Genomic DNA, 26,688 nt, shown 5'->3' with positions numbered 1-26,688 from the left:
GGGTGCTAACGGCTGGCGTGCCTTAATCAAGGCACGTCCAAATCGGGCGTTATTGTAGCACAGCTTGGCGCGTTTTGCCGCTGCTTACGCGCCTGCTCGGCAAGCGCCCAGTCGATATGACGTTGGGTGTTGTTGGTCAAATAATCGCGTTTGGCGTGCAGCGCGGTGACGATGGCAGGATCAAACGGTGCATTACCCAGTGCCACCGCAACATTGCGCATAAAATTGGCATAACCTGTGCGGCGTAACGCGCTGCCCTCAGTGTGATGCAAAAAAGCCGCCTCATCCCATGTCCACAGCGTCAGCAATGCCGCTTCATCAAGCCCATGGCGCGGTGCAAAATCTGCCACCTGCGCACGTTTGGCAAACTTATTCCATGGGCAAATCAGCTGGCAGTCATCACAACCAAACACGCGGTTGCCCATGAGCGGACGCAAAGGCGGAGGAATCTCGCCATCAAGCTCAATCGTTAAATAAGAAATGCACAACCGTGCATCGACTGTATAAGGCGCGACAATCGCCTGCGTTGGGCAGATGGTCATGCACGCTGAACAACTGCCGCAATGCGCCCCAACGGGTGCGTCGGGCGGCAACGGCAAACTGGTAAACAGCTCCCCCAAAACAAAAAATGACCCACCTGTGCGGTTAATCAGCAGCGTGTGCTTGCCTGTCCAGCCCAAGCCTGCTTGCTCAGCCAACGCACGTTCAAAAATCGGCGCAGAATCGCTAAACGGGCGATAAATAAAACCATCGGCAAGCGCTGGATAATGCGCAATCAAATGTTGGTGCAGGCGTTCGGCAAGGGTTTTGAGTCGTCCGCGCATGACTTTGTGATAATCGCGCCCACGGGCATAACGCGCGATGATACCTTGATTTGGCAAGGCATTGTCGGTCACGGCACGCGGCTTGGGGGCTTCGGTCAAATAGTCCATGCGCACACTGATGATGCTTTGCGTACCCGTCACCAGTTTTGCAGGGTTGGCGCGTTTGTCGTGATGCGCTTGCAAAAACTGCAAATGGCCGTGATAACCCTTTGCCAAATAAGTCTGCAACGCGGTCAGCTGCTGGGCAAAAATCGGATGGTCAGGGTGTACCACACCGCAATCAGCAAAGCCCAAGTCTGCGGCTTGGGCCTGAAGCCACGCTTTAAGCGCATGCAAATCAGCGTCATACGCCGCACTGATGTCGGTGATGGGTATCGCGTTGGTTGGGGTTGGCATGGCGATCAAAACAAAGCAAGCAAAATGGCAAAAAATCCAACCGTTATTATTTCATACGTTGGCAAATTTTTAAAATCATCATCGGTATTAAATTCGATGCCACCCACGTGCAGACCAAAAAAATCCTGCTAAATTTTTAGCAGGATTTTTAAATTTAAAATTCAATGAGTTTTATCATTCGTTGCCGTAAACCTGCGACTTCAGGCGGTGGATATCAGGCAATTGTTAAATGCGATAAGTTTTGCTAGACTCATTTCACTATATTCAATGTCTTACATTCCACAGTTAAGTTAAGACTAAATTGCGAGTACGCAGTAACTTAACGGGTAAGACGTTTCCAAACACACACTTAAGCTAATTCGTGTCTATGACAATCCTAACGGTAGGATTAGCTTAAAATAAGAACCTAAGATGTACGGTGTGTCGTACGGGCGGTTGCCATTGTCTTAGGTTTGCGGCAGGTCTAACCGTCTTGCAGAAGGAATCCCCGAACGATAGGGAGGGGAGGAAGTCAAAGGCCCTGACAGTTGGCATAATAAGTGGTGGTTGCCGGCCAATCCGAGAAAATACCCTTGACGCCGACATCTTTTGCCAAGACATCGACAAGGTTATAGATATCGCCGTCGTTGTTGGTGATGTCATTGATGCCTGTATAGTACCAGCCGCCACCTGACGCCAGCGGGCCTGAGCGTTCAATCGTCCATGCAAACATACCCAAACCCTGTGCTTTAGCTTGTTTGGCAAACTCACTGGCGGCGACTTTGCCATTGTCGTTGGTTACCATCAAGAACGTGGCAGGGGCAAGGTTTTGGATGCCCATGTTTTTAAGCGCTGCCATGGTGTACTTCCAAGTGGCAGGGTTTTGTGAAGAAAACGTCATCCCATCTTTGGTGAAGTTGCTGTCATCAACCAAAAATACCGCCGTCTTGGCATAGTCAGGATTATGGGCAAGCCAGTATTTCATATCATCGATATTAAAGGTTTGTACGATGGTCTGCTCGGGCGTATAGCCTGCCGCGCGCACGGTGTCGATGAGCTGTTTGCGGTAGTCATCATAGGTGTAGCCATTGTGCGGCATGCTGACGGTCGGCTCTTTAAGCTCTGGGGTGACTTTGATGTTCATTTGCTTAAACAGTTGCAACGCCTCTTTGAGCGACAGCAGCGTGCCTGTTTGACTGTACAAGTCGGTGCGGTAGGTTGGCGTACCTGCCAAATATTGGGCAACGGTGGTGGCGTTTTTGTTCGCGCCATCTTGTTTGGCTTTTAAGGTTTTAAACTCTGCCAACGTGATGTCTGACGTTAAGCATTTGGCAGACGCAGGCGTGAGCAATTTGCCTTGCGCATCAAAGGTTGCAGGCGTGAAGTTTTGTGTACACTTGGCAGCCAATGGCGTTGCCAAAATGTTGGTGGTGGTGTGCAAATCGGCATCCGAATGACGACACACCAATTCATGGTCTTTGGTAAAAGCAACGTCACATTCTTGTACACCTGCGCCCATTTGGTTGGCAGCCAAATAGCCCTCTTTGGTGTGTTCAGGAAATTGCAGCGTTGCACCGCGGTGGGCAATAGAAAAATCGCTGCGTTTTGGCGTTTGGTTGCCACAGCTTTGCAGTTTGGTTTTAAGTGCGCCATCGTCCATGTCATCGACCAAATAAAACGGCCGTACGCCATAAGTCACGGCTGGTGTGGCTAAGCTATTGGCAGGCGTGGCGGCAGGGCTGGTTGGTTGGTTGGTGGTTGGGTTGTTATTTGCTGTGGTATTGTCTGTATTGGCGTTGGTATTCGTGTCGGTGTTATTGGTTGGTGTGGAAGGGGCGGTGGTGGTCGGTGCGGCAGGCGTGATGATGGTATCGCCGTCATCGTCGTTACAGCCTGTCAAAGTGACGGCAGCAAGGCTTAGGATGAGCAGTGTTTTTTGGGTTAGTTTATTTTTTGCAAACATCAGCGGCTTCCTTATCGGGTATTGAAGTTTAGTAATAAATTTAAGTTTAAGCCATGTCTTAAAACAAAACTTAACGTGCGTGTATTAAACGCAAACTTCATGACGCTTTGATGAATCCAACAAAAAATTTTGATTTTTGTGCCAAAGTCTGGTTTTTGCTATGCTTTGGGCTATAGCAGCGCCGCATTGCCCGTCAGCGCTTGTGCCATATGGTACGCCTCATGATCATTCATGCCCGTTATCATATCCAAAATGCACAGCGCGTTTTGATACCTATCATCGCTTAACGAACGCTCCACGTCTGCCAAATGGCTGTCAAGTAGCTGCAACAAGCGCAACTGCTCAAAAGACGTCACCTGCGCTTTGGCATCTGCGCCAAGGGTAGCAAGCGGCATAAACGCATCAAGCAGCGTATGCAAACAGTGATTTGCCACAATCTCAAGCTGCACCTTGCTGGGATGTTGAAAAATACGCGCACGGGCCAACTGCTTAGCCTCGTTGATACTTTGGCGCACATTGGCAGGGCAGTGGTCAAACAAGCTGCCCTCTAATTGACCTGCCAACAGCGCGTTTTGATTGGCGGCAAACGCGTCGGTAATTTTTTCCACCAACCGCCGTACCGCGCGCCCACGCAAGGCAGCCAGTTTTTGCTTGACAGGCGCACCGCGGGCAACCTCAGGCGGCATACCCAGCCGCTTGCCCACCAAGCGCAGCAGCAGCGGCTCAACCTCGGCATACTCAAGCATACCAAGCAAAATCCCATCCTCCAAATCAATCAGCGCGTAGCAAATATCGTCCGCGGCCTCAAGCAAATACGCCAACGGATGACGCGCATAGCCGTATGACGTTGGCACTAAATGCAGCACGTCCGCCAACTGTGTCAAATCATCCGCCTCACTGACAAAGCAGCCAAACTTGCGTACCGTCAGCGGTGTCGGCAAGCGGTCAGCGGCATTGATGGGTGTGGACAAATACGGATACTTCATAAACGCACCCAACGTTGCCGCCGTCAAGCGCATACCGCCTGCGTCGGGATGGTGCTCATTGCGCGTCAAAAGCCGAAACCCCTGCGCATTGCCCTCATAACCCACCAAATCCAGCCGCTGCGTGGGTGTCAGTTGTGCCAAAAAATCCGCCTGCTTGGGCTGACAAAACCAATCACGAATCGCGTACTCACCTGCATGTCCAAACGGCGGATTGCCGATATCATGCGCCAAACACGCCGCCTGCACAATCACGCCAACATCCGCGCCGCTGATATTGGACGGCAAATCATCGCCGATTTTGTCCGCGGCCAACATCCCAAGCGAACGCCCCACGCACGACACTTCCAGTGAATGCGTCAAGCGTGTGTGAATGCCTTGTTGTTGGTTGAGCGGATGGACTTGGGTTTTTTGATTAAGCTGGCGAAACGACTGCGAAAACACCAAACGGTCATAATCTTTATGAAACGCCGTGCGCGTGGGTGGATGGGCTTTGCGGCGGCTATCTTGCCAAATACTGTGTGAGGACAGCAGATGTTGCCAGCGTTTGCGGGCATTTAAAGAATTTTTCATCAATACTACTTATCATTGAATTTAATCTTACGGGCTGGCAAAGCAGCAACACGATACACCCGAATCTAGACAAGCGTTTGCGGTGTCATGGGTATCAGGTGGTGTTATGCCCGCGTTTTGTTTTATCGTCACCTAAAAAGTGGTCCAACAGATTTAGGCATATTTATTTTTTTGGTAAAAGTAAAAAAAGTTTTCTTGTGTTATAATTGCGTAACACAAACGCGCTATCATGTAAGCACAAAACAACAATTAGGGATACATTGTGGTTTTGGCTGACAGGCATGGGTGGCACGAATGTGCTTAAAAACGTTGTGGTTAGCCAAAAAAGTTATTGATTGGTTGAAAAATTTAGGAGCGTTGTGATGTCATCGTGCACCTCTCAAGCGAAGTCTAGCGCACCCGATTTTGCGCCACGCCCTCGCATGACCATCCACCGTTTTGCCGCCATGTTGTTGATTACACTGGCATTTGCCTTGGCGTTCGTGTTTGGTATCAGCCATTTTGTATCGTCAAATCAGTGGCTTAGCCAACAAGGTCTTGGCACGACATGGCGCAATGCCTGCCATGGGAGGATGAACAAGCCGCCCATGATGGCAGCAAATGCCCCCGACCGCGCAGTGCCACACAACCGCGCACCGCATGACGGTTTGGATTTGACGCGCTATTGCTTGCTGGGTTGATACGGGCAAGCGACTTGACTGGGTGGGCAATCGTCTGCTCAATACGCTTTAATGCTTCAAGCCCCGTCACATTGTTTCGTCTTTTAACCGATATAACCCTGCAAACACGTGCCCCATTTTTTTGTATTTCAGCGGCTCAAGTGCTGCCAACGCTGGCGCAAGGCTTGTGTCATGGGGGCGGTCGCTTTCTAAATACAGCCAACCGTCCGCCGCTAGCAGCGCATGATCCAATAATAGCCTAAGCAATGGCTGCCACAAATTTAACCCATACGGCGGATCAAGAAACACACCACCAAACGGTGCAAGAGTGCGCACGGGTATGCCGTCTAGGGCTTGCTCAGCGGTGGTAGGCAGCAAGGTCAAACGCGCATCGCTGATGGCAAGCTGTTGTTGGGTCGCTTGTAGCTGGCCAAATTGCGCCCGATTGGGCTCAACCATCGTCACATGGCGCGCGCCGCGTGACAATGCCTCAAAGCCAAGCACGCCACTACCTGCACAGCAATCGAGTACCGATACGCCTGTGATGTTATCTTGTAGCCAGTTAAACAATGTCTCACGCACGCGGTCAGGCGTGGGGCGTAGCCCATCGGCATCGACAAAGCCGACTTGCCGCCGCCGATACTCGCCACCGATGATGCGCACTTGGCTGATGGCGGCGCGGTTGGACTGGGTGCGTGTGGGGATGGCACGTGGTGAGCGGCGATGGGCTGGCATGGATTAATCTCCGCTGGCGTTGGCTAAAGGTGCGGCGGTGCGTGTCGGTTGGGGTGGCGTGGGTGTGGCGTTTGCGGTGGATGCAGGTGTTGAATCCACTGCGCTGGCGGCTTGCGCTTGCTGGGCTGCCAGTTGCTCGGCTTGCATTTTGGCGGCAAGTTTTTCGGCACGGATTTTTGCCAACTCGTCAGGCTTAGGCGGTAATATCGGATTTTTTTGCCGCTCGAGTAGCCAGTAGTCGGTCATTTCGCGTGCAATCGGCGCAACCGAACCGCCGTGACGACCGTTTTCGACCAATACGGCAATGGCGATTTGGGGGTTTTCGACAGGGGCAAAACTTTCAAACCAGCCATGGTCCCAATGGCGCTGGTCAAGTGCAGCTTCGTTGTAGCGTTTGCCTTGTGCGATGGATTTGACCTGCGCCGTACCCGTTTTGCCACCCATGCGATATTCTTTGGTATAGACACGCCGCGCGGTGCCGTGCTTGACCGTGTCTTCCATCGCCAGCTGCATACGCGTCCAATCTTGCGGCGAGCCGTTGTATTCGATGCGGCTGTCGGGGCGGTTGGCAATCGGGTAGGCGACCGCGCCTGTGGTTTTGCGCAGCAGATGGGGGGTGAGGTGCTGCCCACCGTTAGCCAGCATGGCGGTGGCGTTGGCAACCTGTAGCGGTGTGGCAATAAAATAGCCTTGCCCGATACTCACCGAGATGGTCTCGCCGGGTGACCATGGTTTGTTGTAGGTGTCCATTTTCCACTGCGATGATGGGTAAATGCCTGCCTTTTCTCCTGGCAAGTCGATGCCCGTTTTTTTGCCAAAGTTAAACCGCGTCATCCAATCGTGCAATTTGTCAATACCAAGTTGATAGCTGGTTTTATAATAGTAGGTATCGACCGATTCGATGATGGATTTGTGCAAGTTTACCGTGCCATGCCCCGATTTTTTCCAGTCGCGAAAGCGGTGGCTGTCGCCTGGAATGCTAAAATAGCCTGGGTCAAAAATCGTGCTATCCCATGTCATCACTTTATAATGCAAAAACCCCATGCCTTCAAACGGCTTAATCGTCGAACCCGGCGGATACAAGCCTTGTAAGGCGCGGTTGTACAGCGGCTGGTCGGGGTCATCGCGCAATGCTTTGTACGCCTTGCTGCTAATGCCCGTCACAAACGGATTGGGGTCATAGCTTGGGTTACTGACAAAAGCCAGCACCTCACCGGTTTGCGGATTAATGGCAATCACCGCGCCGCGCCGTCCGTCAAGCAGGTCATGGGCTTTTTTTTGCAAGCCATAATCTAGGCTTAAATACAAGTCATTGCCTGCAATAGGCGGCTTGGTGTCTAGCTTGCGGATAACGTCGCCATAGGCATTGGTTTCGATGGACTGATAGCCGGGTTTGCCCAGTAGCAGATCTTCGTATTGTTTTTCGATGCCCGTTTTGCCGATTAAATCTGTGCCTGCGTACAGCTGTTTGTCAAGTTTTTTGCTGTCTGCGTCACTGATACGCCCCACATAGCCGATGACATGGGCAAATAAGTCGTCATACGGGTAGGTGCGCGTCAGCTTGCTTTGAATACTGACCCCACGAAAAAACGGACGACGCTCACTAAACTGCGCCACTTGCTGCTCACTTAAGCCAATTTTAATGGTAACAGGTTGGTTGCGGCTTTTTTTGAGCGCCTTTTTGGCTTCTTCGATGTCCTCGGGGGTCAAATCAAAAATCGGCGTGAGCAGTTGCAACGTGCGCTCGGGGTCATCGATTTCATCGGGGCTAATCACAGCGGTGAACACGGGCTGATTTTCTGCCAATAAGACACCGTTGCGGTCATAAATCGCGCCACGACTGGGCGGCGCAGAAATCAGCTTGATGCGGTTGTTATCGGCTTGGGTGGCGTACTGCTCGTGGCTGACAATTTGCAAAAACGCATAGCGCGCAATCAGCCCGCACAATCCCAACAAAATCAACACCGCCGCCACCCACACACGGCGTTTAAAAATCACCGTATCGCGCTGGCTGTCGCTGGCAAGTGGGTTTTTTTTGAACGTTGCGGTCTGAAAGTTAAACGCGACTTGGTCAAAATTGGATTTTTTAAACGGGATTTTCACAACGCGAACTTTTTACCACCGTGCTAATTTTACCATCCAGCCTGTTATTTGGTTAAATTTTTTAAAATCAAGCATTTAACCACGGTTTAACCGACTTTAAAATCGGCGTAGTATAGCACAAATTGGCGCGGTGTTTAAACGCAAGTGTGGCATAAATTTGCGGCAGGTTGGGCTTGGCTTGATGGTAGAAATTTGGCAAAATCTTAACAAAAATCGACTTTGAAAAAGCTGCAGCAAAATAGGCACGGATATGCTAAAATCAAGCGATTTAATTTTGCGATATTGTTTTGACAACACCGCCAGCGCGGTTTTGGTTCGGTCTTACGCTGCAGTAGGTTTGGCATATGTGGATACAGTCTTGGCAACACTTGGTGAGCAATCCGCAATTTTTTGCCATGCTGAGCATCCCGTTTGTCACCGCGTTTGTCACGTGGGCGCATGTGTGGATGGCACTCAAGATGTTGTTTTATCCCATCAATTTTTGGGGTATTCCCATCAAAGGCGTGCCGTGGGGCGGGCTTGGCTGGCAGGGCATTGTGCCGCGCAAAGCAGGCAAAATCTCGGGCATTTTGGTTGATCAAACCCTATCCAAACTGGGCTCGCTGGATGAGTTTTTTCAGGCGATGAACCCTGAGGAGGTCGCCGATTATATCAGCCAAACCATGCAAGGGCAGCTTGAGGCGTTGGTCGATGAAATCATGCGCGAGCGCACCGCATCCCTGTGGGAGGGTATGCCGTTTGCGGTCAAGCGGCGGATTTATGCCTATGCCCACGAGCAGTTGCCGACGCTACTTAAGGATTTGGTGCTGGATTTGACCGCCAATGTTGAAACGTTGGTCGATATGCGTGAGATGATTGTCAAGCGCATGGAAAATGACCGCGCGCTGATGGTCAAGATGTTTTTGAAGGTCGGACAAAAAGAAATCAATTTTATTTGGCATATCAGCGCGGTGATTGGTTTTTTGTTTGGCATTGTGCAGATGGCGATTTTTTGGTTTGTGCCGCAGCATTGGACAGTGCCGTTTTTTGCTGCGATTTGGGGCGGCTTGACCAACTGGATTGCCATTTGGATGGTGTTTCATCCGATTGAGCCGCATTATTTTCGCGCGCTTAAATTCTTTCGCTTAAGCAAAAATTTTCCGTTTATGCGTTTTGAGCGTCCACATATGGCGACGTTTAATTGGCAAGGCGGCTTTATGAAACGCCAAACCGAGGTGTCGAATGTGTTTGCAGGGATTATTGTGCATGAGTTGGTGACGCTTGAGAATGTCATGCGTGAGATGATGTACGGTAGCCGAGCGGCACAAACGCGCGAGCTGATTAAGTTGCATATTGAGCCGATTGTGTCATCACATGTGGTGGAGACAACGCTAAAGGTGGGACTTGGGCGGCGTGAGTTTGGGCAGCTTAAACACACGATTGTGGATAAATCCATCAGCGCGACGATGGTGCCCGTCAGTGACCCGATACTCAATCAAAGCCGCGCCGACAAAATTTTTGGGCTGCTGCGTGACCGTATCGCTGCTCTAACACCGCGTGAGTTTCAAAATTTGTTGCGCCCTGCGTTTCAAGAAGATGAGATTACACTGGTGATTTTGGGTATTGTAACAGGCTTTTTGGCAGGCTGCTTGCACGTGGCGTTGGTGTTTCGTTGAGGTGAGCGAGGCTGGCATTCAAGCGTCGGCTCGTTGGTTTGATGAATGACAAAATTTGACGCTAAAGCGTGGTGCAAGTGTCAAGGTGTCAAGTGTCAAGATGTTAAGATAAATTGGATTTTGCTGCCCAAATTGGGTGTTAGCAATAGGCGTGTTTGGTGCGGTTTGCCAAAGCGCGTGGGGTAAGAGGTTGGGGCATCGATGGTAATCACCGAATTGGGCTATTTTGCACTGGTGGCGGCATTTGTCATTGCCATGTTGCAGGTGATTTTCCCGACGGTCGGCGTGGTACAACGCCAAACCGCGTGGCAACAGTTGGCGGCAAGTTTTGCCGTGGCGCAATGCGTGGCAACGCTAACAGCGTTTGGCTGCTTGATGTATGGGTTTTATGCCAATGATTTTAGCATTGCCTATATTGCCAATCAGTCCAATTCGCTGTTGCCTTGGTACTATCGTCTGGCGGCAACGTGGGGCGGGCATGAGGGCTCGCTGCTGCTGTGGGTGACGATTTTGGCATTGTGGGGTGCGTTGGTCGCGTTGTTTAGTAAAAGCTTGCCGCTTGCTATGCAGGCGCGGGTGCTGGTGATAGTTGGCTTTGTGCAGCTGATGATGTTGGCGATGGTGATTTTTGTGTCGTCACCGTTTACGCGTACGTTGCCCAATTTGCCTGTGGATGGTGCGGATCTCAATCCATTGTTACAAGATCCGGGGCTGATTTTCCATCCCCCGATGCTGTATATGGGCTATGTCGGTACGGTGGTGCCGTTTGCGTTTACTTTGGCGGCATTGTGGGCTGGGCGGTTGGATGCGGTGTGGACGCGCTGGTCACGTCCGTGGACGTTGGCAGCGTGGTGCTGCTTGACGCTTGGCATTGCGTTTGGTTCGCTGTGGGCGTATAACGAGTTGGGCTGGGGCGGCTGGTGGTTTTGGGACCCTGTAGAAAACGCGTCTTTGATGCCTTGGCTGGGTGGTGCGGCATTGCTGCATTCGTTGGCGGTGACTGAAAAACGCGGCGTATTCAAAGCATGGACGATTATGCTGGCGATTTTTACGTTTGCGTTAAGTTTGCTTGGGACGTTTTTGGTGCGCTCAGGGGTGATTACCTCGGTGCACTCCTTCGCCGCTGACCCAACGCGTGGTCTGTTTATTTTGGCGATTTTGGGTGTGGTGATTGGCGGTGGATTGGTGCTGTTTGCATGGCGCGGCTGGCGTTTGACCCAAGAGAGCCATTATCAATTAAAATCGCGTGAGACGCTGCTGGTGGTCAATAACGCCATTATCTTGGTGGCAACGATTGTGGTGCTATTGGGTACGCTCTACCCAATGCTTGCTGATGCGTTTGAGTTGGGGCAGGTGTCGGTTGGTGCGCCGTATTTTAACGCGCTGTTTGTGCCATTGACGTGGCTGTTGCTGTTGTTCTTGGGGTTTGGGCCTGTTAGCCGCTGGAAAAAAGACACGCGTCCGTTTTTGGGCATCAGCCTTGCGATTTTGGCAAGTACAAGTGTGCTGGCGGCGATTGTCAGCTATTTGCTAAGCGGCAGTATGGCGTTGTCTATCGTGGTGACGCTGGCGTTGTGCGGTTGGGCGCTGGTATGGATAGGTGTGGATATTCGTGACAAAACCCGCAACGCGCCAAGTCTTGGGCGCGGTCTTGCGCGTTTGCCGCTGGGTTATTGGGGCATGCACGTGGCACATATTGGTATTTTGCTGACCGCGATTGGCATTGCATTGACGACCAGTTTAAGTATAGAAAAAGATGTGGCGTTGGCGCAAGGTGAGCATGTCACGGTGCAAGGCTTTGATTTTACCTTAAATCACTTTGAACAAATCCATGCCAGTAACTACGACAGTACGCGCGCGCAATTTAGCGTGACCCACAATGGACGACAAATCGCCACGCTGTACCCTGAAAAACGCCAGTATGTCATCAGCCAAATGCCGATGACAGAGGCGGCGATTCATTATAGCCCATTGCGCGATGTGTATGTGGCGTTGGGTGAGCCGATCGCGTCAGATACACAAGCGACGCAAGCAGGCAATCTTGCCACAAGCGAGCGTTGGGCGGTGCGGATTTATGTCAAACCTGCCGTGCGCTGGATTTGGTGGGGCGCATTTGTGATTGCGTTTGGTGGGTTGCTGGCAATGCTTGATAAACGCTACCGCAAAGCAGGGCGCGTCAAACCTGTGCCTGTCACCGTGTATGAACCCAATGCCGAACGCGCGCCTAAAAAATTGCCAAGCGACACGCTAAATAATCCCAAGGGGGTACTATGAACCAACAAACGCGACGTATGCTGTGGTTTATCCTGCCGTTGGTGGTATTTTTGTTGGCAATTGGGTTGTTTTATAGCCGTTTGGGCAAAGACACGCAAGTGGTCACCAACACTGCTGTGGACAAAACCTTGCCTACAATGAACCTACCTGCGCTGGATCTGGATGAGGCAATAGGACAAGCTACCCGTATGGTCACCAATGCCGATTTACCCAAACAGCCATTTTTGCTCAATGTTTGGGCATCGTGGTGTGCGACATGCCGCGTTGAGCACCCGTTTTTGTTGCAGTTAGCAAACGCAGGCGTGCCGATTGTTGGGATCAATTACAAAGACGATGCCAAAGACGCGCAAGCCTATCTTGCCGAGCACCAAAACCCATTTACCCTAAACGTGCAAGATAGCGGCGATTATGGCATTGATCTGGGCTTGACAGGTGTGCCTGAGTCGTTTGTTGTTGATAGCCGTGGCGAGGTGCGCCAACATATTATCGGTGAAGTCAATGCTGAACGTTACCAACGCCAAGTGTTACCCTGCCTAACCGCGCTGCGTGAACAACGCGATGAGCGTGCCATCATCGAGGCGTGCCAACCATGATAAAAAATACCCCTATATGGGCGGCGATGGTGCTAAGCGTGTGCATTGGCGTGGCACAAGCGGCGATTGATACCTATGAATTTGACAATCCGCGCCAAGAGGCGCAGTATCGTGCATTGATTGATGAATTTCGCTGCCCCAAATGCCAAAACCAAAACTTGGCAGGTTCAGACGCACCGATTGCACAGGATTTGAAGCGCAAAACCTATGAGATGGTCAAAGACGGGCGCACCGATGCCGAGATTCGCCAATACATGAAAGCACGCTATGGTGATTTTATCAGCTACAAACCGCCTGTGCGCCCCTCAACGTGGCTGCTGTGGTTTTTTCCGCCGTTACTGTTGGTGATGGCGTTGTTGGGGTGGTGGGTCAAAAATCGCCGCACCAACGTGCCGTCGTTGTTGCCTGCCGAACCCTTGAGCGATGCCGAACAAGCGCGTTTAGCTGCCTTGCTGGGTGACAAGGCCGCACAACCACCCGCACCGCTGCCACCGCAACAAAATAAAGAGTAACAACATGACCTTGATTTGGTTTTTGATAGCGGCACTGCTGCTGGCGTTGGTGTTGGCATTGATTGTGCTGTCACCGTGGTTGCGTGACAAACACAAGGTGGCACGCGCCCCACAGCATGACCAACTGCTAAGCCTAAACATCGACGTGTTTCGCGCACGCCTAGCCGAGCTAGGCGACGATTACGCCAATGGGCGCGTGGATGACGCGACTTATACCACCCAAAAACGCTTGCTTGAGCGACAATTACTGGATATCAGCGCTGAGCCCAATACAGTTGCAAGCTTTGTACCCAACTGGAAAAGCTACGCGATTTTTTTGGTGTGGTTGCCGTTTTTGAGCGCGGCGGCGTATTTGATGATTGGCAACCGCAGCCCCGTGTATGACCTGTGGCAAGCGCAAGATCGTTATGGCAATATCGCCGATGACCTTTTGACAGGGCGCATAGACACGCCACCTGCTGAGGCGGCGCGTGACCCCCAAGCGTTGTTATCCGCGATTCAAACCAACGTCTATCGCCATGCAGATGACCCGATGCGCTGGTATCATCTATCGGAAGTTTACTTGGCCGTACAAGCGCCCGAGCAAGCCATCACCGCCTTGCAACGCGCGTATCGGTTAAGCCCCGATGATGAACGCCTCGCCTTAGCCTATGCCCAGACGCGGTTTTTTGGGCAAGGCGGCACACTGGATGACGAAGCGCGGCAAGTGGTGGCGCGGATTTTGCAGCGCAATCCACAGCACGAAGGCGCGCAAATGCTCATGCTGATGGGTGACATGCAGGCAGGCGACTACGACAACGCGCGGCGTTGGCTGGCAAGCTTGCGCCAGCAAATCCAAAGCCGCAGCGGCGACCACACACAGGCGTTAAATAGCCTAAGCCAACTTGCCCAAACCATTGATGAACGCGCCGCCCAAGCGGACACGCAAACGCCTGCCAGCCAAGCTGCACTGACCATCAACGTGCAAATTGCACCCGATTTGGTCAATCAAATCGCGCCGAATGATAGCTTATTTGTTTTGGTACGGCCAAAAGCAGGCGGTGCGCCCATCGCGGTCAAAAAACTTGCCGCCGCCGCACTGGCACAGACCCAAGGCAAGGCCGACTTGACAGTCACACTATCAGACAGCGACAGCCCCATGCCAACCGCTAAGCTGTCGCAAGCCTTGGCAGCAAATGATACATTGACCGTCTTGGCACGGGTGAGCCATTCGGGCAATGCCATGCCGCAAACGGGTGACTTAGTCAGCTCTGCCGTTGAATTATCACCCAATCAGACCCAAGCAAATCCAGCGGTGGCGGTCATGGTCAATCACTTGGTGCCGTGATACTGCGATTTAATGCCGCCACCAAAATAGGGCAAAGCGTGCAGCAGACCCGAGCGCCATCAAAAAAAATCGCTTGAGATTTTGCCGTCATCACGGTATCTTGTCTGGGTGCACCGCGTTTATTTTGCCAATTTCTATGGATATTTTTTAAAAATATGGCAAAAGAACACGCTGTCACACGCCAAGCCAACCGTTTAGCGTCAAAACCAAAACCGCTGGCTTTAGCATAAACATTTTGGGTGCAATGTAAACACACAAACCAACACAAAGGACACAGCTTGATGAAACGTATCATTCTTTTAGGACCGCCGGGCGCCGGTAAAGGCACACAAGCCCAAGTTATCACCAAGGAATTTGGCATCCCACAAATCTCAACGGGTGACATGCTACGCGCCGCCATCAAGGCAGGCACTGAGCTTGGCAAACAAGCCAAAAGCGTGATGGATGCAGGTGGTTTGGTCTCAGATGATTTGATTATTGGGCTGGTCAAGGACCGTATCGCGCAGCCTGATTGCGCCAACGGCTGTATTTTTGACGGCTTTCCGCGCACCATCCCACAAGCGCAAGCCTTGGCCGATGCAGGCGTACACATCGACAACGTCATCGAAATTGCCGTACCCGATAACGCCATCGTTGAGCGCCTATCAGGCCGCCGCTCACACCCTGCGTCAGGGCGCGTGTATCATGTGGTATATAACCCACCAAAAGTTACCGATATCGACGACGAGACAGGCGAGCCGCTGGTACAACGCGACGATGACAAAGAAGACATCATCCGCGACCGCTTGGCAACCTACCACCGCCAAACCGCTGCGTTGGTGGATTTTTACCAAGACTTGGCAAAAACCGACAGCAATGCGCCCCGCTATGCCAAATTTGACGGCACGCAAAGTATTGATGAAGTCAGCAAACAAGTGTTGGCAGAGCTTAACGCCTAATGGCTCACACCCCGTTACAAAAAAAGCCAACGCAATGTTGGCTTTTTTGTGCTAGTAGCAAATTAATGGGTGATACAACCCATCAATTAAGCTTGGGCAGCTTGTTGAAACTGTGGTGCCAAGGCTTTGATTGCTTTGTTTAGGCGGCTTTTGTGACGTGCCGCTTTGTTTTTGTGAATCACGCCTTTGTCAGCGATACGGTCAATCACAGGCACAGCGCGTTGGTAGGCTTCAGTTGCCGCTGCGTAGTCTTTTTGGTCAATCGCCTTTACCACGTTTTTGATGTAAGTGCGCACCATAGAACGTTGAGACGCTTTTAGCTGACGACGCTTGACGTTTTGGCGGGCGCGTTTGCGCGATTGTGCAGTATTTGCCACGAATAGCTCCTTGGATAATCACGTTGAATAACAATGTTAGTAACAAGAACGTTTAGCAAACCATCTGTGCCAAACGTGATACAATGATTTGTCGGCGGGCATGTTGCAGCCTAACACGCACCGCCTACACTTGTATGCTTTAATCACCAGACACGGCAAAACATAATCAAGCGATAGCAAGCGTTTTAAAAGCTAGCTATTATAGCAGCGTCAATGCGTGATAACAAGCGTTAAAGCATCAAAAACGCGTACCAGCCGCGGCTTGCACGCGCCAAGATTCCGTGCTAACTTAGCCCAATACCCCAAAGATTTTTGTAGACTTTAGACAAATAAGCGATAAAAAAATGGTCAACCATCGCCAACGTAAAGCGATTTTGATAGGTGCGACGGGCCTGGTGGGGCAGACGCTCTTGGCACAGTTGGCCAAAGACTATGCCAAAATTACTGTCATTGCTCGCCGCCAACCGAGTGTCACCGCGCCAAATATCGACGTGCAGGTGTGCAAGGACTTTACGGGGCTCAAAGACTTGCTGGCAACGCTCACGCTGGATGCAGCGACCGACGCGTTTAGTTGTCTGGGCACAACGCGCAAGGCGGCAGGCAGCGCCAAGCGGTTTCGCCAAATCGACTATGGCTATAACCTTGCGTTTGCTGAAGCGTGCCGCGCACAAGGCGTTGAGCGGTTTTTTTTACTGTCTGCGATGAACGCCAATGCCAACAGCCCGTTGCTGTATCCGCGCGTCAAAGGTGAGCTTGAACAAGCCGTGCAGGCGTTGGGTTTTACTCAAGTGGTGATATTTCGCCCGTCGTTGTTGCTTGGGCAACACGATGACCGACCGCTTGAGGCGTTGGCACAAACGGTATTTGGCAAAATCAAGCCGTTTTTGCCCCAATCATTGGAGCAGACACGACTGCGCCCCATCGAAGCCGAACGCGTCGCGCAAGCGATGGCTCAAACTGCCAACGCCATGCCCGTATGCTCCTCACACCGCACGGTACCGCACACGCATATAGTCGATAACGCGCACATGCTAGCCATGACGGTGCAATGATTTTTTATTCAACCAGCCACCTTAAACAACCAGCAAACCTTTAATCAACCAGCAAACAAGGAAGTTGTTATGAACCCAATACCCAATCCATTGGCTGCAGCAAGCCGCCCGTTTGTCACCTGTGATTTGCTTGACGCAGCCCCCGAATGCCAAGTGTGCGCGCCCAACATCGAAGGCAAACGTTTTTTTGGCTATGGTGGTCACAGTGCGTTTGGTGGTGAGGTGGTGACGGTCAAATGTTTTGAAGACAATAGCCGCGTCAAAGAACTGCTGGCAACCAATGGCAAAGACGCCAACGGACGCGGTAAGGTGTTGGTGGTGGATGGTGGTGCATCGATGCGCTGCGCATTGCTTGGCGATATGATAGCCCAATCCGCGGTGGACAACGGCTGGGCAGGTGTGATTGTGTATGGCTGCGTGCGCGATGTCGATGACTTAGCGGCCATGCCCATCGGCGTACAGGCGCTGGGCAGTACACCGCGCAAATCCAACCGCCAAGGTGTGGGCGAAACCCATGTCACGCTACGTTTTGGCGACATGACGTTGGCATCGGGTATGTATGTGTATGCCGACAACAACGGCATTATCGTCAGTGACAACGCCCTAATTTGACAAAAAAACGTCAATTTTTTGCGCCGCGCTGAATTTGACTTCCTCCCCTCCCTATCGTTCGGGGATTCCTTCTGCAAGACGGTGAAGCCCCACCGCAAACCTAAGACAATGGCAACCACCCGTACGACACACCGTACATCTTAGGTTCTTATTTTAAGCTAATCCTACCGTTAGGATTGTCTTAGACACGAATTAGCTTAAGTGTGTGTTTGGAAACGTCTTACCCGTTAAGTTACTGCGTACTCGCAATTTAGTCTTAACTTAACTGTGGAATGTAAGACATTGAATATAGTGAGATGAGTCTAGCAAAACTTATCGCATTTAACAATTGCCTTATATCCACCGCCTGAAGTCGCAGGTTTACGGCAACGAATGATAAAAACGTTGAACTAACTGTGATGGTCAGACGAAATACAATATACAAAAACTGGTTCATAAGCCATTTATATTCATCACGGAGTGCTGGATAAAAATTGTCAAAATCTTGTGTTAAAAACCGTTTAACAGATTTTTTAATACGTGCAAGTGGATTGGCAGCCACCAGCAAAACCGTTAGCTTAACCGCCTAAAACGTGCCAATTGTGGCTAAACGTCGATATTCAGCGGCAGGTTGGGTATAATAAAGCGTTTGATTTTACTCCAGCGTTATCTTATAACGCAATTTCATTAGCCATTAGCACCAATAAATTTTAGAAAAACGGTAAGACTATCTGCGACCTATGAACCAAGCGCACGCCACTGAACACACACAACACACAGACCCCATCACCACGTTGAGCCATGCGCTCAATGCCAAGCTATTCACCACCAAAAAAGACGCTGCCAAGTACAAACTTGGCAATCTACAAGGCATGGCACAAAGCCTGTGGCTAACCAGCCTGACCACCACCGCAAGCGGGCAGGATAATCGCCTCAAAGTCGTTATCACCGCTGACCAAAACCAACTGAACCAGCTGGCGACGGAACTTTTGTTTTGTGGTATCAATGCGCATGTCTTTCCCGATTGGGAGACGCTGGCGTATGACGCGCTGTCACCGCATCAAGATATCATTGCTGAGCGTATCGGGCTACTCACCGATATGCCGCGCACAGGTGTGCTGCTCATCAGCGTGCAGACGCTTGGGCAGCGTGTTGCCCCGGCCGCGTGGCTGGTTGGGCAGCATTTTGACTGGTCAGTTGGTGCGCGTTTTGATGTGGCAAAAGAGCGTCACCGCCTTGCCGTCGCAGGCTATCGCGCGGTGGATAATGTCTTTGAGCCGGGCGAATTTGCCGTGCGTGGCAGTGTGGTGGATTTGTTTGCCGTGGGGCAGCCGTTTCCGATTCGGCTTGATTTGTTTGATGATGAAATCGACAGTATGCGCTTTTTTAATCCGCAAACCCAGCGCAGCTTGACGCAGGCGGATTTGGACGAGTTGCAGCAGACTGACCCGTACCAGTACGCCAATTTGCTGCGGTTTGCTGGGCAAGATGTGCAGCAGATTTTGGGCAAAATTCCATCATTTCAGATTTTGCCTGCCAAAGAATTTCCGCTTGAGGCAGGCAAAGAGACGTTTCGGGCAAATTTTGCCAGCCGTTTTCCCGATGCCAGCGCGCGTCGGGTGGAGTGGCACGGCGATGTGATGAATGGCATCGCACCGCCTGGTATTGAATATTATCAGCCGCTGTTTTTTGACGCAGATTTGTGGCAAACCGCCAGCGATTTTTTTAGCTATTTGCCTGCAGATAGCTTGCTGATTGTTGAGGAAACCGCGGCAACAGCGTATCATCATTTTTGCCAACAAGTCAGCCAACGCTATGAAGACCGCCGCCACGACAGCGCCAACCCGATTTTACCGCCTGAGGATTTGTACCTCACCGAAGGCTTACTCAATGACAACATCGCCGCTTATGAGCGCGTGTTGGTGAGCAGCCAATCGGTCAGTGAGCGCGGCGGTGCGGTCAATGCCAACACGCAAACGCCGCCAAGTCTGCCTGTTGAGCACCAGCTTGCCGAGCCGCTGACGCATTTGCTGGATTTTTTGCATCACCATCCTATCCCAACGCTACTGGTTGCCGAAACCGCAGGACGGCGTGAGATTTTATTGGATTTGTTGGCTAAAAAACTCAACGTTGCCAGCGTGGCAGGCTTGCCCGAATTTTTGCAGGATTTTGCCCAAAGTCCGCTGGATTTTAGCCACCAAATCGCCATCACCATCGCGCCGATTGAGCGTGGTGCGTGGCTGCCTGAGCGTTTTGCCATCATCAGTGAAACGCAATTGTTTGGGCGGCAAGTGCTACAGACGCGCCGCCGTCGCCAAAGCGATGTGTCCGAGGAGTTTTTGGTCAAATCGGTCAGTGAAATGAACATCGGTGACCCTGTGGTGCATATCGACTTTGGCGTGGGGCGTTATCAGGGGCTGGTGACGCTTGAGATTGATAAGCAGTTACAAGAATTCATTCATCTGACCTATGCCGACGATGCCAGCGTGTATGTGCCCGTGGCAAATTTGCAGCTGATTAGCCGCTATGCAGGCGGTGATACGGCAACCGCACCGCTACACAGTATTGGCAGCGGCAAATGGGACAAAGCCAAAGCCAAGGCGATGACGCAAATTCACGACGTGGCGGCAGAGCTGCTCAACGTGCAGGCGCGGCGCGATGCCAAAGTCGGCATTCATTTTCCCATTGATCCTGTCAGCTATGATTTGTTTGCCAGCCAGTTTGCCTTTGAGGAAACGCCCGACCAAATGCTGGCGATTGACGCGGTCATCCATGACATGAAGCAAAATCAGCCGATGGATAGGTTGGTGTGTGGCGATGTCGGGTTTGGCAAAACCGAGGTTGCCATGCGTGCGGCGTTTATTGCCGTGCAGGCAGGTTATCAAGTCGCTGTACTCGTGCCGACGACGCTGCTGGCAGGACAGCATGAGGACAATTTTTTAGACCGTTTTGCCGATTGGCCCGTGCGTATCGCGTCGCTGTCACGCTTTGGCACAAAAAAACAGCACGAGGCGATTTTGCAAGATTTGAGCGCGGGCAAAATTGATATCATCATCGGCACGCACCGCCTGTTGCAGCCCGATGTCAAGTTTGCCCGTTTGGGTTTGATGATTATTGATGAGGAGCACCGTTTTGGGGTGCGTGACAAAGAGCGCATCAAAGCGATGCAAACCGATGTCGATGTCCTGTCAATGACCGCCACGCCAATTCCGCGTACGCTCAATATGGCGTTGTCGGGGATGCGTCATATGTCGCTGATTGCCACGCCGCCTGCGCGTCGTTTGGCGGTCAAAACCTTTGTCATGCAGCGCAGCGATAACCTGTTAAAAGAAGCGATTTTGCGCGAGCTATTGCGCGGAGGGCAGGTGTTTTTGTTGCACAATGATGTTGCCAGCATTGAGCGCATGGCAGAGACTGTGCGCGAACTTGTCCCCGAAGCGCGCGTTGCTGTCGCCCATGGGCAGATGAAAGAACGCGAGCTTGAGCAAGTCATGCAAGCGTTTTACCACAAAAAATTTAACGTGCTGGTGTGTACGACGATTATCGAAACGGGTATTGATATCCCAAATGCCAACACCATCATCATCAACCGCGCCGATAAATTTGGCCTAGCCCAGCTGCACCAGCTGCGTGGGCGCGTTGGGCGCAGTCACCACCAAGCGTATTGCTACCTGCTTGTGCCGTCGCTCAAAGGCTTGACCAGTGATGCCCAGCGTCGCCTTGAGGCGATTAGCCGTGCCAATACCTTGGGCGCAGGTTTTATGCTTGCCAGTGAAGACTTGGAAATTCGTGGGGCAGGCGAGCTACTGGGCAAGCAGCAAAGTGGCAACATGCAGGCGATAGGCTTTAATCTGTATATGGATATGCTAAACCGTGCGACCAAAGCCATCAAGGCCGGCAAAACGCCTGACCTCAATACGCCATTGTCTTTGACCAGTGATATCAACCTGCAGCTATCGGCGCTGATTCCCGACGATTATTTGGGCGATGTGCACCAACGCTTGCTGTTTTACAAAAAAATCAGCGCGGCTGAGGATATAGACAGCCTCATCAGTATTCGCAGCGAAATGCTAGACCGCTTTGGCAGTATGCCTGAGCCCACCAAAAATTTGTTTGCCGTCCACCAGCTGCGCCTATTGGCAGAGCCGCTGGGCATTCACAAAATTGACGGCAATGACCATAGCGTCACGCTTGACTTTGCACCCGATACCCCCGTTGAGGCAATAACCATCATCAGCCTAATTCAATCTAAGCCCAAGCATTACCGTATGCACGGGCAGACGGGGCTGCGCTACACCGATGACAAACTTGCCACACCGCAAGGGCGGATTGACGCAATCAAGGCATTGCTTGAAGCGTTGCTGGCAAAAACCCCAGCGGCGCAAGGTGATACAGCCGATGCCTAACCCACAAAAAAATTAAACGCCCAGTCATCGGGCAGGTTAGTCAGCCTTTTGGCATAACCTGCCTATACAAATTCCCCTGCTTTTAGGCAGGGGAGATAGTCGAAGGAATCACCCATGCCAAACCGCCCAAACCATGCCTTGCCTGCCCATATCCGCCAGTTGGTCGATAAAAAAAACTATGTGATTGCCATCAAAACCCACGCCCAAGAGCAGGGCATGAGCCTAGAGCAAGCCAAAGCGCAAATTGACGCGTATGAACAAAGCCAAACCGCGGCTCAGCCTCAGCCGCCACACGCCGCTACCCAACCCACCAAAAACGCGGTTGGGCAGCTACAGCACGGCTTAGACCAACACCTAGCCGATAACAACATCCGCTTGCCATGGCTCAAACGTTGGCAAAAACGCGTGCTGATTTTTGCCATTATCGTTGTGGTGTTGGGATTTTTGGTGTATCGCCAGTTGGGTTAATGTCTGGCTGGTTTTAGGATTTGACCAACAAGTTTGTTAAAATGCGCTCATAAATATCCACCAACGCCTCTAAATCTGCCACCTTGACACATTCATCAATTTGGTGAATCGTGGCATTGCACACACCCAACTCCACCACTTGTGCTCCCATCGGCGCGATAAAACGCCCATCGGAAGTGCCGCCTGACGTTGAAGGCGTGGCATGATAACCCGTCGTGGCAAAAATCGCTGCTTGGCAAGCGTCCAGCAACGCCCCACGCGCTGTTAAAAACGGCTGCCCCGATAGCTGCCAGTCGATGTGGTAGTGCGCCTCACAGTTGGCAAAGTGTTTGGCAAAAATCGCTTCGGTTTTGGCTTGTAGTGCGTCGGCTGTTGTTTGGGTCGAAAAACGAAAATTAAACTGTGCGCTCAAGGTTTGCGGAATGACATTGCTTGCACCCGTGCCCGCATTTAAATTGGCAATTTGCAAACTGGTTGGCGGAAAATCTGCGTTGCCATTGTCCCATGTTGTTGCGGCAAGCTCTGCCAACGCAGGCAAAGCGTGATGAATGGGATTGACGGCCAGCTGCGGATAGGCGACATGGCCTTGCCTGCCCGTCACAGTCAAATAACCGCCCAATGACCCACGCCGCCCGTGTTTGATAACATCGCCCACCTGCTGGCTGCTTGACGGCTCACCGACAATGCAATAATCGATGCGCTCACCGCGCTCGCGTAGTGTCTTGACCACCGCTGCCGTACCATGTACCGATGGGCCTTCTTCGTCGGCCGTAATCAAGAGCGCGATATCGCCCCCATGCTCGGGGTACTTTCCAATAAAGCGTTCTAACGCCACCACAAACGCCGCGATAGCGGTTTTCATATCCGCCGCGCCGCGCCCGTACAAATAACCTGCGTGTAAGGTCGGCTCAAACGGTGGATACATCCACAACGCTGCATCACCCGTTGGCACAACATCGGTATGCCCGACAAAGCACAACACGGGCTTGGATGGGGCAGTCTCTTGGTCAGCTTTGGCAGCACCGCGCCGCGTTGCCCACAGATTTTTGACCTGTGCGTCGCGCCCTGTGGCTTGGGCATCGCCAAAATACAAGGTTTCGCAGTCAAAACCCAATAAAGCCAGCCGCGCCGCCAAGATATCTTGGCACGCACCATCGTACGGCGTGACGGAAGGCTCACGCATCAGTTGTAGGCTTAAATCCAAAACAGGGGATAGCGGTTGCGACATATTAAGTTCCTAACAGTAGGATGACAGTGCCATGAGCAATTAAACCATCGCCATATCACGGCGCATCCATGTGGCGATAGAATAGCGAGTACGCTGGGTGATATTGACCTGATGGCGCAAATCGCTGTTGAATATCAGCAGCCGATTGGCGCGCGGTTGGCACGTTTGCACCGTATCGTGCGCGTCGAGCAGCACCAACTCACCACCGTCTGCCGCGCCCCAATCATCATTGAGATAAAACACCGCGGACAACACGCGCTCATCGCGCCCGTGTGGGTTGTCGGTGTGCCATTGGTAACCAAAGCCTGCCGGGTAGCAGGCATAATGCGCTTCACACCGCTGAATACCTGTGTACAGCGTGGCGTTAAACCAACTTGCCAAATGCTCAATAGCGCGTAAGTACGCCATACCATACGGGCAAGTATCATCTAGCCAGCGGATACGGTCGCCACGAATTTCACGCGCGTGCCTGCCTGCGGTTAAATTTGCCAAACGGTAGTCGATAAAGCCGCTTTCGGTTTGTAAGGCGTGTAAGGCAGGCGCGGCAAAGCAGTCGTCTATTTGCCAAAAACCGTTGGTTGCCAGCGCATCAAGCCCCGTATCGCCAATCCGTGCCGCCCAATCCACCATAAACCGCGCATCGGGTTCTAAACTTGTGGCCAGGTGGGTGGCTAAATGGGGCGATTGGTCTAATCGGTGTGATGGGGCTTGTTCGGCACAATCAGCAAGCGTTGAGGTCGGGTCAAAGGTCGTGGTCAAGCTAGGCACACTTTTGCAAAAAACTTAAGTGTAAAAATATCAGCAGCGTGTGTCAAGCTATGCTACCATAGCGGTTTGATAATCAAGGCAACAGGCGGTACAGCTTGGCGTGTGTGGCAAGATACCAGCGTGTATTGGTACACACATTTGCCGCCGTCAAGCTAGATTTGCACAAATTTAGCGTTGCAATTGGCATTTGAATAAATTAAGCCAGCATTGGCAGTAAGGGGCGCAGATGAATTACCTTCACAGTTATCACGCAGGCAATTTTGCCGATGTGGTCAAACATTGCTTGCTGTTGCAACTGCTTGCCCAACTAAGCCAAAAACCCAAACCGTATTATGTGCTTGACGCGTATGGCGGTCGTGGGCTGTATTCGCTGGCAAGCGAAGAAGCAAAAAAAACCAACGAAGCCCAGCTTGGTGTCACGCGCCTTTTGGCACACGATAACACCAACGCGCCGCCTGCGGTGCAGACCTATTTGCAAGATTTGGCAGCGGCTAAAGCACGTTATGATAAGCACGTGTACCCCGGATCGCCATGGTTTATCGCCCACCATGTCGAAAAACACCCCGAACCTGCCATCCGTGCCGAAGCCTTTGAACACCATGCCGATGAGTACGACGCACTCAACTATCAGCTACACCAGCTGCCTATCGGCATTCACCACCGTAACGCTTATGAGGGCGTGCTTGCTGTCGTGCCACCGCAGGAAAAACGCGGCTTGGTACTGCTTGACCCACCATTTGAGCAGGAACACCGCGACTTTAGCAGTTTGGTGGACTTGTTGGTAAAAGCGCATAGCAAATGGGCGACAGGCGTACTGGCGCTGTGGTATCCGCTCAAAAATCCCGATGCGGTGAGCCTGTTTTACAAAAAAATGCAGCGCACCGCCATTCGCCGCCAACTGGTGCTTGAGCTGTATGCTTATCCGCCCGATGTGCCAATGGGTCTTAATGGCAGTGGATTGCTCATCATGAATCCGCCGTGGCAATTTGACACCCACGCGGCGGCAATTTTGGACTACCTGCAGCCGATTTTGCAGCACCCTGACAGCCCACCCATCGCCCAAGATGCACGTACACAGGTGCGCTGGCTGGTTGGTGAGTGATGGGTGGCTAGCCCTTGCGTCAAGATGAAATGTTAAAAAGTCTGCCGCCTAAACAACGTGCAAAAATTTTGCTGAATCTTAACCCCACCAAACAACCATGACACCCAATTTTAACGACCAACCGCCCCATGCGCCCTTAAGTGAGCAAGAACAGTTGCATGATCAGCAGCTGCGCCAACAAGCTGAGGGCGACCACTACGACGGCTTGACTTTTGAGGTTATCGAGCATGCGCGCGTGGCCGATAAAACCATTGCCCAAAAAGGCGTGTACTTGATACCCAATAGTTTCACCCTGCTATCACTGTTGGCAGGGTTTTATTCGATTACCCAAAGTGCGCTTGGAGATGGGCATTTTTATCATGCCAGTTTGGCAATTTTTGTATCCGCGCTGCTTGATGGGCTAGATGGCCGCGCCGCGCGCATGCTCAACGCGCAAAGCCCGTTTGGTGAGCAGATGGATTCGCTAGCCGACTGTATTGCCTTTGGGCTTGCACCTGCGTTGCTGATTTATCATTACGCTCTGCAACCACTGGGGCGGATTGGCATTGCCTGCGCATTTGTGTTCGCGGCGTGCGCTGCTATGCGTTTGGCGCGGTTTAATGTGCAAATCGGTGTGGTGGATAAAAAATATTTTATCGGTGTGGCAAGCCCACTGGCGGCAATTTTGGTGACCAGTTTTGTCATGGTGCACATGAGCTGGCAAGCTGAGCTACCACGCAGTAGTCATGGTTTTGCGATCGTTGCCGCTGTTTGGGTGGTGATCTCGGGTTTATTGATGGTGAGTAATTTAAAATACCATAGCTTTAAGCAGTTTGACAAAAAACGTGTACCGTTTGTGGTACTGATTTTGTTGGTATTTGCACTCGGTATTGTATTGTACGATATTCCTGCGGGTATTTTAGCCATCAGCGTGATTTATGCATTATCGGGGATTGTGACAGCAATTTTCAATAAGTTTAGATAATTTTTAAGAATTTAAAATAAAAAAAACCTTTGCACGAACAAATGCACAAAAGTTTGTAAAAGTGATATAATACAGTAAAATCAAACAGATGGCAAAAGACACGAATATGGCATGGAAACAAACAGGGCAACTCTCCCTAGCAGACAGTCTCATTAACGCTCACAAAGCCATCGAAGAACTCGATGAACTACATAACCTAATCAACTGGCAAAGTATCG

General features: G+C 51.7%; 21 protein-coding genes and 1 pseudogene. 14 read left to right on the top strand and 8 right to left on the bottom strand.

Annotated features, from left to right (window positions below; genetic code table 11):
• Nucleotides 1–26 precede the first annotated feature (26 nt).
• The 3 genes from queG to AC5L4R_RS05010 form a co-directional block, all read right to left on the bottom strand.
• Nucleotides 27–1,220 carry a tRNA epoxyqueuosine(34) reductase QueG gene (gene queG / locus AC5L4R_RS05020; protein WP_494472968.1) on the bottom strand — a complete coding sequence of 398 codons (1,194 nt, stop codon included), beginning with the start codon at nt 1,218–1,220 and terminating at the stop codon, nt 27–29.
• A gap of 511 nt (nt 1,221–1,731) precedes the next feature.
• Nucleotides 1,732–3,162, bottom strand: coding sequence for a glycerophosphodiester phosphodiesterase family protein (locus tag AC5L4R_RS05015; protein WP_494472967.1), 1,431 nt, complete (start codon nt 3,160–3,162; stop codon nt 1,732–1,734).
• A 170-nt stretch (nt 3,163–3,332) separates the two neighbouring features.
• On the bottom strand, nt 3,333–4,718 hold the full coding sequence (locus AC5L4R_RS05010; RefSeq protein ID WP_494472966.1) for a deoxyguanosinetriphosphate triphosphohydrolase: 1,386 nt from the start codon (nt 4,716–4,718) through the stop codon (nt 3,333–3,335).
• Nucleotides 4,719–5,080: 362 nt separating this feature from the next.
• Here AC5L4R_RS05010 and AC5L4R_RS05005 point away from each other — a divergent pair, with 362 nt between their 5' ends.
• Complete coding sequence (locus tag AC5L4R_RS05005) at nt 5,081–5,398, top strand: hypothetical protein (protein ID WP_494472965.1); 318 nt, start codon at nt 5,081–5,083, stop codon at nt 5,396–5,398.
• 66 nt (nt 5,399–5,464) lie between these two features.
• On the opposite strand, the gene rsmD is transcribed toward AC5L4R_RS05005, so the two are convergent.
• Both rsmD and mrdA read right to left on the bottom strand, forming a co-directional pair.
• Nucleotides 5,465–6,112, bottom strand: coding sequence for a 16S rRNA (guanine(966)-N(2))-methyltransferase RsmD (gene rsmD / locus AC5L4R_RS05000; protein WP_494472964.1), 648 nt, complete (start codon nt 6,110–6,112; stop codon nt 5,465–5,467).
• Nucleotides 6,113–6,115: 3 nt separating this feature from the next.
• Nucleotides 6,116–8,110 carry a penicillin-binding protein 2 gene (mrdA, locus tag AC5L4R_RS04995; protein ID WP_494473017.1) on the bottom strand — a complete coding sequence of 665 codons (1,995 nt, stop codon included), beginning with the start codon at nt 8,108–8,110 and terminating at the stop codon, nt 6,116–6,118.
• Nucleotides 8,111–8,559: 449 nt separating this feature from the next.
• Between mrdA and AC5L4R_RS04990 the strand changes: the two genes are divergently transcribed.
• The 6 genes from AC5L4R_RS04990 (at nt 8,560) to adk (ending at nt 15,514) form a co-directional block, all read left to right on the top strand.
• Nucleotides 8,560–9,870, top strand: coding sequence for a DUF445 domain-containing protein (locus AC5L4R_RS04990; RefSeq protein WP_494472963.1), 1,311 nt, complete (start codon nt 8,560–8,562; stop codon nt 9,868–9,870).
• Between the two features lie 201 nt (nt 9,871–10,071).
• Nucleotides 10,072–12,144: a heme lyase CcmF/NrfE family subunit gene (locus tag AC5L4R_RS04985; protein WP_494472962.1), complete on the top strand. Its 2,073-nt coding sequence runs from the start codon at nt 10,072–10,074 to the stop codon at nt 12,142–12,144.
• Nucleotides 12,141–12,737 carry a DsbE family thiol:disulfide interchange protein gene (locus AC5L4R_RS04980; protein WP_494472961.1) on the top strand — a complete coding sequence of 199 codons (597 nt, stop codon included), beginning with the start codon at nt 12,141–12,143 and terminating at the stop codon, nt 12,735–12,737. The genes AC5L4R_RS04985 and AC5L4R_RS04980 overlap by 4 nt, the downstream gene beginning before the upstream one ends.
• A complete protein-coding gene (locus AC5L4R_RS04975) occupies nt 12,734–13,249 on the top strand; it encodes a cytochrome c-type biogenesis protein (protein ID WP_494472960.1) in 516 nt (171 codons plus the stop codon). The genes AC5L4R_RS04980 and AC5L4R_RS04975 overlap by 4 nt, the downstream gene beginning before the upstream one ends.
• Nucleotides 13,250–13,253: 4 nt before the next feature.
• A complete protein-coding gene (gene ccmI, locus AC5L4R_RS04970) occupies nt 13,254–14,576 on the top strand; it encodes a c-type cytochrome biogenesis protein CcmI (protein WP_494472959.1) in 1,323 nt (440 codons plus the stop codon).
• A 281-nt stretch (nt 14,577–14,857) separates the two neighbouring features.
• Nucleotides 14,858–15,514, top strand: a complete 657-nt coding sequence (adk, locus tag AC5L4R_RS04965) for an adenylate kinase (RefSeq protein ID WP_494472958.1) — start codon at nt 14,858–14,860, stop codon at nt 15,512–15,514.
• 86 nt (nt 15,515–15,600) lie between these two features.
• Here adk and rpsT read toward each other — a convergent pair whose 3' ends face one another.
• Nucleotides 15,601–15,891, bottom strand: coding sequence for a 30S ribosomal protein S20 (rpsT, locus tag AC5L4R_RS04960; protein ID WP_494472957.1), 291 nt, complete (start codon nt 15,889–15,891; stop codon nt 15,601–15,603).
• A gap of 344 nt (nt 15,892–16,235) precedes the next feature.
• Between rpsT and AC5L4R_RS04955 the strand changes: the two genes are divergently transcribed.
• The 4 genes from AC5L4R_RS04955 (at nt 16,236) to AC5L4R_RS04940 (ending at nt 22,408) form a co-directional block, all read left to right on the top strand.
• A complete protein-coding gene (locus tag AC5L4R_RS04955) occupies nt 16,236–16,943 on the top strand; it encodes an NAD(P)H-binding protein (protein WP_494472956.1) in 708 nt (235 codons plus the stop codon).
• Between the two features lie 69 nt (nt 16,944–17,012).
• The gene (gene rraA / locus AC5L4R_RS04950) at nt 17,013–17,555 is read left to right on the top strand and encodes a ribonuclease E activity regulator RraA (protein WP_494472955.1); all 543 of its coding nucleotides are present in this window, start codon (nt 17,013–17,015) and stop codon (nt 17,553–17,555) included.
• Nucleotides 17,556–18,274: 719 nt separating this feature from the next.
• Nucleotides 18,275–21,940, top strand: coding sequence for a transcription-repair coupling factor (gene mfd / locus AC5L4R_RS04945; protein ID WP_494472954.1), 3,666 nt, complete (start codon nt 18,275–18,277; stop codon nt 21,938–21,940).
• A gap of 114 nt (nt 21,941–22,054) precedes the next feature.
• A complete protein-coding gene (locus tag AC5L4R_RS04940) occupies nt 22,055–22,408 on the top strand; it encodes a hypothetical protein (protein WP_494472953.1) in 354 nt (117 codons plus the stop codon).
• A 13-nt stretch (nt 22,409–22,421) separates the two neighbouring features.
• Here the strand turns inward: AC5L4R_RS04940 and dapE are convergent, their stop codons facing one another.
• Entirely contained in the window at nt 22,422–23,636 is a 1,215-nt protein-coding gene (gene dapE / locus AC5L4R_RS04935) for a succinyl-diaminopimelate desuccinylase (RefSeq protein WP_494472952.1), read from the bottom strand.
• 39 nt (nt 23,637–23,675) lie between these two features.
• Complete coding sequence (locus AC5L4R_RS04930; protein ID WP_494472951.1) at nt 23,676–24,404, bottom strand: 2OG-Fe(II) oxygenase; 729 nt, start codon at nt 24,402–24,404, stop codon at nt 23,676–23,678.
• A gap of 226 nt (nt 24,405–24,630) precedes the next feature.
• Between AC5L4R_RS04930 and AC5L4R_RS04925 the strand changes: the two genes are divergently transcribed.
• The 3 genes and pseudogenes from AC5L4R_RS04925 to AC5L4R_RS04915 form a co-directional block, all read left to right on the top strand.
• Nucleotides 24,631–25,506 carry a 23S rRNA (adenine(2030)-N(6))-methyltransferase RlmJ gene (locus tag AC5L4R_RS04925; protein WP_494472950.1) on the top strand — a complete coding sequence of 292 codons (876 nt, stop codon included), beginning with the start codon at nt 24,631–24,633 and terminating at the stop codon, nt 25,504–25,506.
• A gap of 97 nt (nt 25,507–25,603) precedes the next feature.
• The gene (gene pssA / locus AC5L4R_RS04920) at nt 25,604–26,470 is read left to right on the top strand and encodes a CDP-diacylglycerol--serine O-phosphatidyltransferase (protein ID WP_494472949.1); all 867 of its coding nucleotides are present in this window, start codon (nt 25,604–25,606) and stop codon (nt 26,468–26,470) included.
• Nucleotides 26,471–26,576: 106 nt separating this feature from the next.
• Nucleotides 26,577–26,688: pseudogene (locus tag AC5L4R_RS04915) on the top strand (IS5/IS1182 family transposase); the annotation flags it as partial.

Source organism: Faucicola sp. SE7633, assembly GCF_059264685.1.
Note: the sequence above shows the minus strand (reverse complement) of the source record. Positions and strands in the feature narration are given on the sequence as shown.